General features: G+C 64.4%; 9 protein-coding genes, 1 tRNA gene and 1 pseudogene. 8 read left to right on the forward strand and 3 right to left on the reverse strand.

Translation table 11 applies throughout. The features are described 5' to 3' along the window. Positions 1 to 256 precede the first annotated feature (256 nt). The 3 genes and pseudogenes from M3G19_RS10295 to M3G19_RS10305 form a co-directional block, all read right to left on the reverse strand. A complete protein-coding gene (locus tag M3G19_RS10295; protein ID WP_259902541.1) occupies positions 257 to 1462 on the reverse strand; it encodes an alpha-amylase family protein in 1206 nt (401 codons plus the stop codon). A 416-nt stretch (positions 1463 to 1878) separates the two neighbouring features. Further along, a pseudogene (locus M3G19_RS10300) lies at positions 1879 to 3123 on the reverse strand (glutaminase); the annotation flags it as partial. A gap of 67 nt (positions 3124 to 3190) precedes the next feature. Further along, positions 3191 to 3274 (reverse strand) — tRNA-Leu (locus M3G19_RS10305). Between the two features lie 161 nt (positions 3275 to 3435). On the opposite strand from M3G19_RS10305, the gene M3G19_RS10310 reads away from it, so the two are divergent. The 8 genes from M3G19_RS10310 to crgA all read left to right on the forward strand — a co-directional run bounded on the left by M3G19_RS10310 (position 3436) and on the right by crgA (position 12714). Further along, positions 3436 to 4245, forward strand: a complete 810-nt coding sequence (locus M3G19_RS10310; RefSeq protein ID WP_210573581.1) for a DUF3662 and FHA domain-containing protein — start codon at positions 3436 to 3438, stop codon at positions 4243 to 4245. A gap of 16 nt (positions 4246 to 4261) precedes the next feature. Further along, positions 4262 to 4720, forward strand: a complete 459-nt coding sequence (locus M3G19_RS10315; protein ID WP_210573582.1) for an FHA domain-containing protein — start codon at positions 4262 to 4264, stop codon at positions 4718 to 4720. After that, entirely contained in the window at positions 4717 to 6054 is a 1338-nt protein-coding gene (locus tag M3G19_RS10320; RefSeq protein ID WP_259902546.1) for a protein phosphatase 2C domain-containing protein, read from the forward strand. Before M3G19_RS10315 ends, M3G19_RS10320 begins: the two co-directional genes overlap by 4 nt. Then, the gene (locus M3G19_RS10325; RefSeq protein WP_259902548.1) at positions 6055 to 7386 is read left to right on the forward strand and encodes an FtsW/RodA/SpoVE family cell cycle protein; all 1332 of its coding nucleotides are present in this window, start codon (positions 6055 to 6057) and stop codon (positions 7384 to 7386) included. It begins immediately after the preceding gene. Then, entirely contained in the window at positions 7387 to 8850 is a 1464-nt protein-coding gene (locus M3G19_RS10330) for a penicillin-binding transpeptidase domain-containing protein (RefSeq protein ID WP_259902553.1), read from the forward strand. It begins immediately after the preceding gene. After that, positions 8850 to 10334 carry a serine/threonine-protein kinase gene (locus M3G19_RS10335; protein WP_259902562.1) on the forward strand — a complete coding sequence of 495 codons (1485 nt, stop codon included), beginning with the start codon at positions 8850 to 8852 and terminating at the stop codon, positions 10332 to 10334. The genes M3G19_RS10330 and M3G19_RS10335 overlap by 1 nt, the downstream gene beginning before the upstream one ends. Before the next feature lie 21 nt (positions 10335 to 10355). After that, positions 10356 to 12275: a Stk1 family PASTA domain-containing Ser/Thr kinase gene (pknB, locus tag M3G19_RS10340; RefSeq protein WP_259902563.1), complete on the forward strand. Its 1920-nt coding sequence runs from the start codon at positions 10356 to 10358 to the stop codon at positions 12273 to 12275. A gap of 160 nt (positions 12276 to 12435) precedes the next feature. Beyond that, complete coding sequence (gene crgA / locus M3G19_RS10345) at positions 12436 to 12714, forward strand: cell division protein CrgA (protein ID WP_210573589.1); 279 nt, start codon at positions 12436 to 12438, stop codon at positions 12712 to 12714. Positions 12715 to 12802 lie beyond the last annotated feature (88 nt).

The following is a 12802-nucleotide window of genomic DNA, read 5'->3' on the forward strand; positions in this document are numbered from 1 at the left end:
CGGTTTGACGCCGGCAGCCTGAGCAGCCTGGCGGTCGAAACCGGCCAGGATGTCCATCGGACTGCCGAGTGTTGTTAGAAACGCGTCAAAATCGTTCACGGCACAAACGTTAAACGCCGCGCAACCCATCGTCTACGAAACGATGTCTACTTCAGTAGACATCGCCTAAACGGGCAGGCCACAAGGGGTGAAAAACGGGCAAAACCCGGGAAAGCGGGGCAGGCGCGGCCTAGTCGATCGGGTTTGAGCAGCGGGTTTAGGGGGTCCACTCGTAGACGGTCTCGATGGTCTCGGCGACGGGATCCGCGGAGCGGATGCGGATGCCGGGGGCGGGGGCGAGCCAGGCGTCGATAAGCAATTGCTCGTTGTCGGTAAAGACGCGGTAGCTGATGGTCTCGTTGGTTTTGTCGAGGACCTCGATGTCAGCGCGGGTGAGCCACGGGTTGCGGCGGCGGAGACCGATGAGTGCCTGGTGTTCGCGGAAGATCCAGGCGCCGAGGTCGGCAAGCTCACCGGGGGTCGCGGGCAGGGCTGGGCGGACGGCGTCGTCGGCGCTGAAGCCTTCGCCGCGCGTGCCTTCGAATCCTTGCTCGTCGCCGTAGTAGATGCTGGGCATGCCGGGCAGGGTCATGAGGATCCCTAAGGCGAGGATTTCTTTGTCCTGGCCGACTTTGCTGGCGATGCGGTCGACGTCGTGGTTGCCGATGAAGGTGTTGGTGAGCAGCTCACGGGAGACGTCGCGGTGGCGGGTAAGGGCGTGGTCGAGTTCCCAGAAGTTGGCGTCGTGAAGCGAACTCCAGATGGCTTTCCACAGTTCGTACTGGGTGACGGCGTCGAGCGTGCCGTCGCCCGCGATCTGGACGTAGTCGCCGTGGATGACTTCGCCGAGGAAAAGCGCGTCGGGGTAGTCCGCGCGGACGCGGGCGAGCACGTCGGACCAGAATTCGGGCGGGACGGAATACGCGACGTCGAGGCGCCAGCCGGCGATGCCGCGCGCGAGCCAGAATTTCATGATGTCGACGACCATGTCGCGCACGCGTTCGTCGTCGTGGTGGAGCGTGGCCAGCTCGTCGTGCCCCTCCCAGTTCGTGCTTCCAGCAAGGCCCTTATCGACGGCCGCGTGGGTCACCGCCACATGATTGAACACGCCGTCGAGCATCACCTTGATGCCGCGCTGCCTGCAGGCGTCCATGAGCCAGTCGAAGTCCTCGTTGGAGCCCAAGCGCGCGTCGATGCGGTAGTGGTCGAGCGTGTCGTAGCCGTGCGCGACGGACTCGAAAATGGGGCCGAGCAGCAGACCGTCGCAGCCGAGTTCGATGAGGTAATCGAGCCAAGGTTCGAGCTGGCGGAGGCGCGGTGCGGCATCTTCGGCGCGATTGGCATTGTCGCTGTCGCGGTCCCGGATCGGGGCACCCGTGGCGCCGAGTGGGTAGATATGCCACCAGATCGTGCTGTCCAGCATGATTCCTCCTGCCTGTAACGGCGTCGACGTGTTCCAACCCGATGTTAGTGTTCTCGCCAAGGTTGAACAGGGCGCACGGCGGCGGCTGCCGGTCGCGTTGGCAGCTAGTCTCCCCGGTTGATCAGCGGTTCGAGGCGCTGGCGGATACGTTCGTGCCACCGTTCGGCGGCTTCCTCGAAATTGGGGCGCAGGCCGCGGTGGGTGAGGTGGACGCGGGTGCTGCCGTTCTCGTCTTCGTCGAAGTCGAAGATGAAATCCTCACCGGTGGGCTCGCTGTGGAGAACAACGCGCTGGGCTTCGTCGTCTTGGTCGACGGTGAACTCGCCGGCATCATCGTCCTGCCACCAGTCCTTGGGCTGGGACACGACGCTGAAGGCGTCCTTGCGGGAAGCGGAAACCGTGAAGGAGTCGGTGAAATCATGGATGGATTCGACAGTGGTGCCGTCGGAAAACTCGTAGTCCGGCATGGCGTTGTCGGGGTCGTAGACAGCTACGTCGAAGCCGTCCTCGCGGAATTGGCGCAGACCTTCCTTGATGATGCGGCGGCCGGCCAAGTTGAACGACGTCACGTGGGAGAAATCGAGGACGAGCTCGTCGCCGACGAGGTCGCGCTCCACCAGCTCGTGGAGGATCTGCTCGGCGGCGGTGAAGTTGATCATCCCCTGGAGTTCCGCGACGTGGGTGTCACCCTCGCGGCGCACCGACCGGATGCCCGGCGCGGAGTAGTAATGCGAACCCATCATGTGCAGGCCGAGGGACTTGGAGAGGCGGCGGAAGATCTCCACGCCGCGGACGGAATTGCCCTTCTCGTTCAGGCGCGGGGACAGGGACGCAGCACCGAGCTGGCCGGGCAGAGTACCGATGAGGCCGCCGGCCACACCGGATTTCGCGGGGATGCCGACGGTGGACATCCATTTGCCGGAGCCGTCGTACATGCCGGCAGACGCCATGACGGACTGGGTGAGACGGCAGGCTTCGGAGCTGAGGACTTTCTCGCCGGTGACGGGCTGAACGCCGCCGTTGGCGAGGGTCGCAGCCATGACAGCCAAGTCTTTCACGGTGACCATGATGGAGCACTGCCGGATGTAGCTGGTCACTGCGTCGTCGACGTCGTCCTCGATGATGCCGTAGACGCGGAGCATGTGCGCGAGCGCCATATTGCGGTCGGCGGTGTCGAGTTCGGCGGTGATGATCTCTTCGTCGAAACGCAAAGGGCGCCCCGCCAGCTTGGAAAAGACATCCAAGACCATGGCGGAGCGCTCTTCTACTAGGGCGTCGGTGCCGGCGACGAGTTGGTTCACGGCGATGGCCCCGGCGTTGATCATGGGGTTGGTGGGGCGCTTGGTGTCGTCGTCAAGCGAAAGCTCGTTGAAGGCCTCGCCGGACGGCTCCATGCCCACGACGCTGTGAACGTTGTCCACCCCTCCTTGGTCGAGCGCGATCGCGTACACGAACGGCTTGGAGATGGACTGGATGGAGAATTCGTACTCGTCGTCCCCTACGGAATAGAGGTTGCCGCTGCGTGTGCACAGCGCGAGCGCGAGCTTGTCGGGGTCGGCGGTGCGCAGCGTCTCGATGTAGTCGGCGTTCTCACCGTCGGTGATGTCGCGGACTTCGTCGAGGATGGCGCCCAGGTATCCGGGGATAGGAGTTGTCGGCATGCGCGCCAGTGTAAAGCGAAAGGCCCGCCGATAAGAGCATTTTGCTTATCGACGGGCCTTGCGTTCGTGCCCGGGGGGGGACTTGAACCCCCACGTTCTTGCGAACACTGGCACCTGAAGCCAGCGCGTCTGCCAATTCCGCCACCCGGGCGGGCGACTAAGTAAACATAGCACGCACCCTCCCAAATCCTCCAAATTCACTGGCAGACGGCAGTTTTCGGCTTTACAGCTATGTTGTGGGAACCAGGAACCCTATACTATCTGTCGAAACATTACTGCTGGGAGTGCACGCTTGAGAGGAGGTGTGGGCAGATGGGACTGATGGACCGGTTGGCTAAAGTCGACAGTTCGCTGCAGCGCGGGCTGGATAACGGCTTCGCCGCTGTCTTCGGTGGACGCGTTGTTCCGGCGGAGCTGGAGGAGCTGTTGAAGCAGGAGATGCACGACGGGCTGTTCAATAACGAGTACGACGAGACGATCACGCCGAATGTGTTCGCGATCGGCGTGTCCAGCAAGGACTTGGAAAACTTGTCGCAGGACCCGGACCTGCCCACCAATCTCGCGGGGCAGCTCACCCGTTTCATCCGCAATCAGAACATCGGCTTGTACGGCCCCGTTGTCGTGCGCGTGGCGGAGGAATCCGGTCTGCGGACCGGGCAGCTGCGCGTGTCGTCGTACGTGGACGAGGAGCCGGATGTCGAGAGCGGGTTCGACGCGATTTTGTCCGACCGTTCCCCACACGCCCAGGAGGCACACGCCATGAACCAGCCCCCCGCGATGGCCGCACCTAACGGCCCCGCTGTGAGTCTGCTCCTGTTGGACGGGTCGTCGCGCACGTACCCGGTGCACGAAGGGTCCAATATTCTGGGCCGCTCCAACGACTGTGATTTCCGCCTGCCGGACACGGGAGTGTCCCGCCAGCACGCGGAGATCATCTGGGACGGCACTGCGGCGTTTCTGGTGGACCTGCAGTCCACGAACGGCACGACGGTCAATGATCAGCCGGTGGACAACTGGGAACTCGCGGACGGGGACGTGATCACGGTGGGTCACTCGAATATCGAGGTGCGCATCGCGGGCACTCGCCCTTACCCTGGCCCCGACGGCGCGGGTGCGCAGTAAGGTGGCTATCTGACCCATGGATTCTGCATTGATGCTCGGGGCCCGATTCGGCCTCCTTATTCTTCTGTGGCTGTTCATCTTCGTGGTTCTGGCTGTGCAGCGCCGCGACATCAGATCAGCTGAGGTGGCGCAGCGCCGGACTGCGAGTGTGGCGCCGGCACCTGCGTCGACGCGCCGCGAAAAAGCTCAGGAGGTCGTCGTGGTGGAAGGCCCGCTGCGTGGCTCCCACATGAATATCTCCACGGTGGAAGACTTGTCGCTGGGCCGCGCCGACGACAACGATTTCGTCCTGGGAGACGATTTCGCTTCTTCGCGCCACGCCCGCTTGTTCCGGCGTGGTTCGGACTGGTTCGTGGAAGACTTGGATTCTCGTAACGGCACGTTTGTCGGCGGGATCCGCATCGACCAACCTGAGCGCGTCCAGGTGGGTACCGACATCAAAATGGGGCGCACGATTGTGAGGTTGATGCCATGACGAACCTGAAGCTCAACTTCCACACCGCCTCCGACCGTGGGCTGGTTCGCGATAATAACGAGGACTCGGCGTACGCCGGCCCTCACCTGCTGTTGCTCGCTGACGGCATGGGCGGCCACGCCGCCGGTGAAGTCGCCTCGCAACTCATGGTCGAGCACATGCAACACCTCGACCGCGACCCGGAAGACGCCGACACATTGGCGCTGCTCGGCGCGGCTGCCGAAGACGCAAACGCCGCGATCTCCGCCTCCATCGAGGAGAACCCGGAGCAAAACGGCATGGGCACCACTCTCACCGCGCTGATGTTCGACGGCGAGAACATGGGGCTCATTCACGTCGGTGACTCCCGCGGCTACCGCCTGCGCGACGGCGAGCTCAGCCAGATCACCGAAGACGACACTTTTGTCCAGTCCCTGGTCAACGAAGGAAAGCTGAAGCCGGAGGACGTGTCCTCCCACCCGCAGAAATCCCTCATTCTCAAGGCGTACACAGGCCGCCCGGTCGAGCCGCATCTGGAATTGCTGCCGGTCAAGGCGGGCGACCGTTTCATGCTCTGCTCCGACGGACTGTCCGACCCCGTCACCCACTCCACGATGGAGTCCATGCTGGCCGAAGGCACCCCGGAAGAAGCAGTCACACGACTCATCGAACTGGCGCTGCGTTCCGGCGGCCCGGACAATGTCACATTGGTCGTGGCCGATGTCGTCGACACGGACGATGCAGACGGCCCGGAGTTGCCCACCGCCCCCGTCATGGCGGGTGCCCTGATCACTGGCGAAGAGCCGACGCACCCGGACACCGCCGCGGGTCGCGCCGCGAAGCTGGTGGGGGCGAAAAGGGACAAGGGGGAGTCGTCGATAAGCAAAAAAGAGGAACCCGCATCCGACGATGAGGAGGATCACCGAGGCCGCGCACGCTCTGTGTGGCCGTGGGTGATCGGCGTTCTCGCGGTCGCGCTCGTTGGGCTCGGCGGGCTGTGGTGGTTCGATTCCGCGCGCAGCGACACGTATTTCGTGGCTGTCAACGACCGCGATGAATTCGTCATCGAGCAAGGCATGAATACCGCTGTTTTCGGCCGTGACATGCACGAACCCGTCCAGCAGGTGTGCATCAACGACGATAATCAGATCCGTCTCGTCGACACTAACGACGTGCCGGACGACTGCAAAGCATTCGCGCTGTCTGACCTGCCTGAATCCACGCGAAGCCGCGTGGACAATCTCGGCAGCGGGTCGTACGCGGACATCACGGACCAGCTCAATTCGCTTGCCGACGAAGCCCTGCCCACCTGCGTCGACGCCCCCGATGGCGGCACCTGCCGGGAGGTGAAGTAAATGCGCCAGCTATTCTCTCGCGGCCGCGAACTCTTCCTCTTGGTGCTCTCTGCCGCCCTCTTGCTACTCATGCTCGTCGGGCTGGAACTGTCGCAGGGCAACGCTTTGACCGTCGACATGCTGTGGCTCGTCGGCGGCTTCATCGGCGTTTATGCGATCGCGCACGTGGCCATGTGCTACGCCGCGCCGCACGCCGACCAAGTCCTGTTGCCGCTGGCCGCGACCCTGAACGCGCTCGGGTTGGTGATTATCTACCGCCTCGATCTCTCGACCGATTTCGGGCTGGCCCCGCGCCAGATGATGTGGTCGCTGGTGGGCATCCTATTCCTCGTGGCCACGCTGCTTATCGTGCGCGACCACCGGCAGCTCACCCGCTACTCCTACCTGCTCGGACTCCTCGGGCTGGTGCTTCTCGCCCTGCCGCTCGTGTGGCCGCAGCCGCCGGACGCTGAGGCCCGCATCTGGATCTGGCTCGGGCCGTTTTCCATCCAGCCCGGCGAATTCTCCAAGATCCTCCTGCTGCTCTTCTTCGCGCAGCTGTTGGCGCAGAAGCGTTCCCTCTTCACCGTTGCCGGTTACCGCTTCCTCGGCTTGACGTTCCCCCGCCTGCGCGACCTCGCGCCGATCCTGATGGTGTGGGCCATCGCCATCGTCATCATGGGTGTCTCCAACGACTTCGGCCCGGCGCTGCTACTGTTCGCCACCGTCCTCGGCATGGTCTACTTCGCCACCGGGCGCGTCAGCTGGCTCGTCATCGGCCTCGGACTCGTCGCTGTCGGTGGCTTCGCCGTGTACAACGTCTCCTCGAAGATCCAGGACCGCGTCGCGAACTTCCTCGACCCGCTGGCCAACTACGACACCACCGGCTACCAGCCCTCCCAGGCCCTGTTCGGTCTGAGCTGGGGTGGCGTGACCGGCACCGGCCTGGGCTTCGGCCACCCGGAGATGGTGCCCGTCGCCCACGCCGACTACATTCTCGCCGCCATCGGCGAGGAGCTCGGTCTCGTCGGGTTGACGGCGGTGCTCATCATCTTCGCCATCATCATCAGCCGCGGCTTCCGCACCGCGCTCGCTGTGCGCGACACCTACGGCAAACTCGTCGCCTCGGGGCTGTCACTGACACTCGCCGTGCAGATCTTCGTGGTTGCCGGCGGCGTCTCCGCGATGCTGCCGATGACGGGTCTGACCACGCCGTTCATGTCCGCCGGCGGTTCCGCCATCATGGCGAACTACATCCTGCTCGGCTTGCTGCTGCGCATCTCCAACAACGCCAACCGGCCAGTGGAGGACACCGAAAACACTGGCCAACCTGAACTTGTGGGGGTGCGCTAGATGAATACGTCGATACGCTGGGGCGCTTTCGGCTCCATCCTCCTCACTGTCCTGCTGCTCGCGAATCTCACCTGGGTGCAGGGCTTCCACGAGGAGGAATACGCGCGCAACCCGCTCAACTCCCGCAACTTCATCGAAGCCAAGAAGGTCGAGCGCGGCCAGATCAACGCCGGCGGCCAGATCCTCGCCGAGTCCACGCCGGCCGGCGACGGCTTCTTTACGCGGAGCTACCCGAATATGCCGTATTCCTTCGCGCCGGTCGTCGGCTACCTGTCGGACCGCTACGGCGCCGCCGGCATCGAATCCGGCTTCAACGCCGATCTCAACGGCGAAACCAGCGCGAAGGGCAACCGTTTCTTGCGCACCAGCCAGGACGGCCGCGTCGGTGATTCCGTCGAGCTGACCTTGGACCCGAAGACCCAGGCTGCGGCCTACGACCAGCTGGAGAAAAACGGATACAAGGGCGCGGTGGTGGCGCTGCGTCCGTCGACAGGCGAAGTCCTTGCGATGGCCTCCAACCCGTCGTACGACCCGAATTCCGTCGTCAACGAGGAGACCGCCGAAAAAACATGGGAGCAGCTTAACGACGCCCCCGACCAGCCCCTCCTCAACCACGCCACCCAGGACCAACTGCCGCCCGGCTCGATCTTCAAAATCATCACCACCGCCGCCGGCCTGAAAAACGGCTACACCCCTGACTCGAAGCTCACCGGCGAAGCCGCCATCACCCTGCCCGGCACCGAAGTGCAGCTGACCAACTACGGCGGCCGCCCCTGTGGCGGGTCCACGACCACGCTGGCCAACGCCTTCGCACTGTCGTGCAATACCGCCTTCGTGCAGATGGCCACCGAACTCGGCGACGGTCCGCTCCGCGAGGCCTCCACCGCCTTCGGCATCGGCGAAAACTACGACCTCGGCCTGCCCAATGCCGCTGGCTCCCTCGGCGACCTCGAGGACCTCGCTGCCGTGGGCATGTCCTCCATCGGCCAGCGCGATGTCACCATGACCGCACTGCAGGCCGCCGTCATGGCTGCCACCGTCGCCAACGAAGGCCGCCGCATGGAGCCACACGTGGTCTCCCGCGTGGTCAACCCCGAGATGAAGACCGTCCGGGAGATCCGCCCCCGCCAGGCCGCGGAAGCGCTGAGCAAGGAAGAAGCCGAGACCATCACCGAGCTGATGTTCAAGTCGGAGCGCAACACCTACGGCTACAACGGCAACAGCTTGGCCTCCAAGACCGGCACCGCCGAGCACGGCGAGAACCTTCCCCCGCACGCCTGGTACGTCGCGTTCGACCCCGATAAGGACGTCGCCGTGGCCGTCGTGGTCAAAGATGGCGGCGGGCACGGCGAAGGCGCCACCGGCGGGCAGGTCTCGGCCCCCATCGGCCGCACCATCCTCACCACAGCCCCAGCCCCGAAAGACGACAAGCAGGACGAGAAAACCGCAGGAGGCGCTGAGTAATGCACACCGACAACCGCGCTGAACTCCAGGAGCTCATCGGCCCCGACTACGAACTCCAGTGGATCATCGGCCACGGTGGCATGTCCACCGTCTGGCTCGCCGACGACACCGCCAACGACCGCGAAGTCGCTGTCAAGGTGCTCCGCCCCGAATTCGCCGGCACCGAAGAGTTCCTCACCCGCTTCCGCAACGAAGCCAACGCCGCGAAGGGCATCCACTCCTCCAATGTCGTAGCCACCTACGACTACCGCGAGGTCCCCTCCCGCGAAGGCTTCAACGTCTGCTTCATCGTCATGGAATACATCCGCGGCGAATCCCTGGCAGACCTCATCGCCCGCGAAGGCAAGCTCGACGAAGCAATGGCCCTCGACGTTCTCGAGCAGGCCGCCCACGGCCTCGCCGTGATCCACCAGCTGGGTCTGGTGCACCGCGACATCAAGCCAGGCAACCTCATGATCACCCAGAACGGCAAGGTGAAGATCACCGACTTCGGCATCGCCAAGGCTGCCGCCGCCGTCCCGCTGACCCGCACCGGCATGGTCGTGGGCACCGCGCAGTACGTCTCCCCGGAACAGGCGCAGGGACTCGAGGTCTCCTCCGCTTCCGACGTGTACTCCCTGGCTGTCGTCGGCTACGAGCTGCTCACCGGCCAGCGCCCCTTCACCGGCGATTCCTCCGTGTCCGTCGCACTTGCGCACGTCTCCAGCGAAGTGCCGCCGATGTCCACCACGATCTCCGCCCCGACGCGCGAGCTCATCGGCATCGCCCTGCGCAAGGATCCGAACACCCGCTTTAACAACGGCGCAGAATTCCAGCACGCCATTGCCGACGCCCGCGACGGCAAGCGCCCGGTCACCACCACGACCAAGCGCGCCGTGCCCGTCGAGCCGTCCCCGCAGGAATCCACCGCGCAGCTCGCCGCCGTCACCGAGGCGACCACCCTGCACCCGGAAACCCCGCTGCAGGAGTCTCCCATCGCGGCGCGCCCGGCGCAGCGCCCCCAGCAGACAGCGCCCGCGCCCAAGAAAGAGAAGTCCGGCAGCGGCGCCTTCGGCACAGGTCTCCTCGTCGCCCTTCTAGTCTTGCTTCTCGCCGCCGCGGCGGTGTGGGCTTACACCTCCGGTTTCTTCAATGATCTGACCGGCGGCAGCGAAGAGCCCACAACCCCGGCGACCAGCACCACGGCGCCCGAAACCGAGTCCTCCGCCCCGACAGAAACGGTGACCGAGACCCGCACCGCGGAAGAAACGACGACGTCTCGCGAGCGCCCGACCAAGTCGTCGCCGTCGACCCTGTACAATTCGCCGGAAACCGAACGGCCGAGCGAGGACCCGACGGAACCGAGCAACCGGCCGTCCCGCCAGCCCTCCCAGCCGTCCCGCCCGACGCAGCAGCCGCCGGAACCGCCCGCCACGCAGCCGGAGCCGCCGGCTGACGGCAACCCAATTCCCAGCCTGGAGATCCCGGGACTGCCTAATCCGTAAACCACAAAGGACAATCGACACATGACTCTCATCGGCGACCGTTACCAGCTCGGTAACTCCATCGGTACCGGCGGCATGTCCGACGTCTACGTGGCCACGGACACCCTTTTAGGCCGTGAAGTAGCGATCAAAATGCTCAAGATCGACATGGCCCGCGACGAGAATTTCCGCCAGCGCTTCCGCAAGGAGGCCCAGAATTCTGCGCGCCTGAACCACCCGAATATCGTCGCGGTCTACGACACGGGTGAGACGGTCGTGGAGGGCATTTCCATCCCGTACATCGTGATGGAGCACATCAAGGGCCGTGATTTGCGCGCGATCGTGCGCGAGGACGGACCGTTGCGCCCGGAGGAAGCGGCGGCGATGCTGTTCCCGGTGACGCTGGCGTTGCAGGCCAGCCACGATTCCGGGATCATTCACCGCGACGTGAAGCCGGCGAACATCATGGTCACCAGCACCGGCGAGGTGAAGGTGATGGATTTCGGTATCGCGCGTGCGCTGGATGATTCGACGGCGGCGATGACGCAGACGTCCGCAGTGATCGGCACGGCGCAGTATCTCTCGCCGGAGCAGGCCCGCGGCAAGAACGCCGACGCCCGCAGCGACCTCTACGCGCTGGGCTGCGTGATGTACGAGGCGGTCACGGGCACCCCGCCGTTCGAGGGCGAAACGCCTTTCGCTGTGGCGTACCAGCATGTCCAGGAGGATCCGGAGCCGCCGAGCGCGCGAATCGAGGATTTGACGGAATCTGAGGCCGTCAATGTCGACGCAGTGATTCTCACGGCGATGGCGAAGCACCCGGAGGACCGCTACCAGTCGGCTCTGGAGATGGCGGACGACTTGGAGCGCCTCGAGCGTGGCGCGGTCACGGAAGCCGGACGCAATCATCTGGCGGAGGCGGAACTCGAGGACGAGCCGGAGCCTGTCGCCGAGCAGAGCCGTTATGAGCAGCACCGGCGCGAGACGCAGAAGACGGGCAACACGGGCATGAAGATTCTCGCCATTTTAATGGCGGCGGTCATGTTGCTCGGCGGCGGCGCATTCGCGTTCAACAAGGTGCGCAACGACCACGCTCAGGAGGCGGCCAAGGACATGGTCTTCGTGCCGAAGGTCGTGGGCAAGAAGCGCGAGGAGGCTGTCCAGGAGCTGGAGAAGCTTGGGCTGCAGGTCTCGGTGAATGAATCGCCGCATCCGGAGGTCCCGCGCGGCGAGGTGCTCAGCACGAACCCGACGGAGGGTTCGCAGCTGCAGAAGGGCACGCCGATCACGGTGACCGTTTCTTCGGGCCGCGAGATCACGGACGTGCCGGACCTCACGGACATGAGCCCGCAGGACGCAGCGGCCGAGCTCGAAAAAGCAGGGCTCAAGCTTAACGACGACATCGCCCGCGAGCACTCCGACACCGTCCCCGAGGGCGTGATCATGTCGCAGCAGCCGGCTGCCGGATCCCAGTTGTCGAAGGGGTCGAAGGTGAGCGTGACCGTCTCCGACGGCCGCGAAAAGGTCAAGGTGCCGTCCCTGGAGGGCATGAACCTCGCTCAGGCGGAGTCTGTCCTGTCGTCTCTGGGCCTGGAGTCCACGACTGTCGAGGTGGATTCCCTGAAGCCGAAGGACGAGGTCCTCGCTGTCGCCGGTAAGGGCGAAGAGGTGGACCGCGGGACCACGATTGAGCTGCGCACCTCCAACGGAATGCTGTTCAAGATGCCGAAGCTCGTGCGCCAGTCCCCGGAACAGGCTGAAGCGACCCTGCGCAAGGAGGGTTGGACCGGAAATCTGAAAACGGAGCATTCGGTGGACACCCCGGATCTCAACGACCACGGCCTCATCGCGGGCCAACGACCCGCCGAAGGCGCCGAGGTCCGCAAGGACGCGGACATCACCGTCGATATCTGGAAGAACGCGCTGCGCGACGGCGTGGAGAGCATTCTCCCCAACCCCTAGCGCCGACCGCCACCCAGCAGGTTCCATCTAGGTCCAGTGCGAGCCTGCTGGTAAAATCACCGCACAGAAGAAACCCGTAGATATACCTCTCCACCCTGCGCCGCCCCACTGGGGGTCTCCACTTCGCGCGCGGAGGAGCACACGATGAAGGACGTGCATCATGCCGAAGGCAAAGGTCACTAAGGACACAGTCAGCACCCCGTCGACCACCACTTCCACCGGTGTCAACCGCACCCCAGTGAAGATCAATACCGGCGGCACCCCGATTTGGTACAAGATCCTGATGTTCGGCTTCATGATCATCGGCCTGCTGTGGCTCGTGGTCAACTACCTCGCCGGCAACCAGATCCCGTTCATGAACGAGCTCGGCCCGTGGAACTACGCCATCGGCTTCGGCGGCTTGGTCATCGGCCTGCTGATGACCATGGGTTGGCGTTAAACCACCCACCCCAACTAACCGGCGCACCGCATTGAGGCGGGCGCCGGTTTTTTCATGCACGGCTGCCCTGCGCTTTGTGGAACGTGTG

The organism is Corynebacterium sp. p3-SID1194 (genome assembly GCF_025144155.1).
Taxonomy (GTDB): domain Bacteria; phylum Actinomycetota; class Actinomycetes; order Mycobacteriales; family Mycobacteriaceae; genus Corynebacterium.

What these genes read in the sequence shown, in the direction of transcription:
- M3G19_RS10330 (WP_259902553.1), top strand. Translation starts at nt 7,387, where the DNA reads ATGAATACGTCGATACGCTGGGGCGCTTTCGGCTCCATCCTCCTCACT.
- M3G19_RS10325 (WP_259902548.1), top strand. Translation starts at nt 6,055, where the DNA reads ATGCGCCAGCTATTCTCTCGCGGCCGCGAACTCTTCCTCTTGGTGCTC.
- crgA (WP_210573589.1), top strand. Translation starts at nt 12,436, where the DNA reads ATGCCGAAGGCAAAGGTCACTAAGGACACAGTCAGCACCCCGTCGACC.
- M3G19_RS10335 (WP_259902562.1), top strand. Translation starts at nt 8,850, where the DNA reads ATGCACACCGACAACCGCGCTGAACTCCAGGAGCTCATCGGCCCCGAC.
- M3G19_RS10295 (WP_259902541.1), bottom strand. Translation starts at nt 1,462, where the DNA reads ATGCTGGACAGCACGATCTGGTGGCATATCTACCCACTCGGCGCCACG.
- pknB (WP_259902563.1), top strand. Translation starts at nt 10,356, where the DNA reads ATGACTCTCATCGGCGACCGTTACCAGCTCGGTAACTCCATCGGTACC.
- M3G19_RS10310 (WP_210573581.1), top strand. Translation starts at nt 3,436, where the DNA reads ATGGGACTGATGGACCGGTTGGCTAAAGTCGACAGTTCGCTGCAGCGC.
- M3G19_RS10320 (WP_259902546.1), top strand. Translation starts at nt 4,717, where the DNA reads ATGACGAACCTGAAGCTCAACTTCCACACCGCCTCCGACCGTGGGCTG.
- M3G19_RS10315 (WP_210573582.1), top strand. Translation starts at nt 4,262, where the DNA reads ATGGATTCTGCATTGATGCTCGGGGCCCGATTCGGCCTCCTTATTCTT.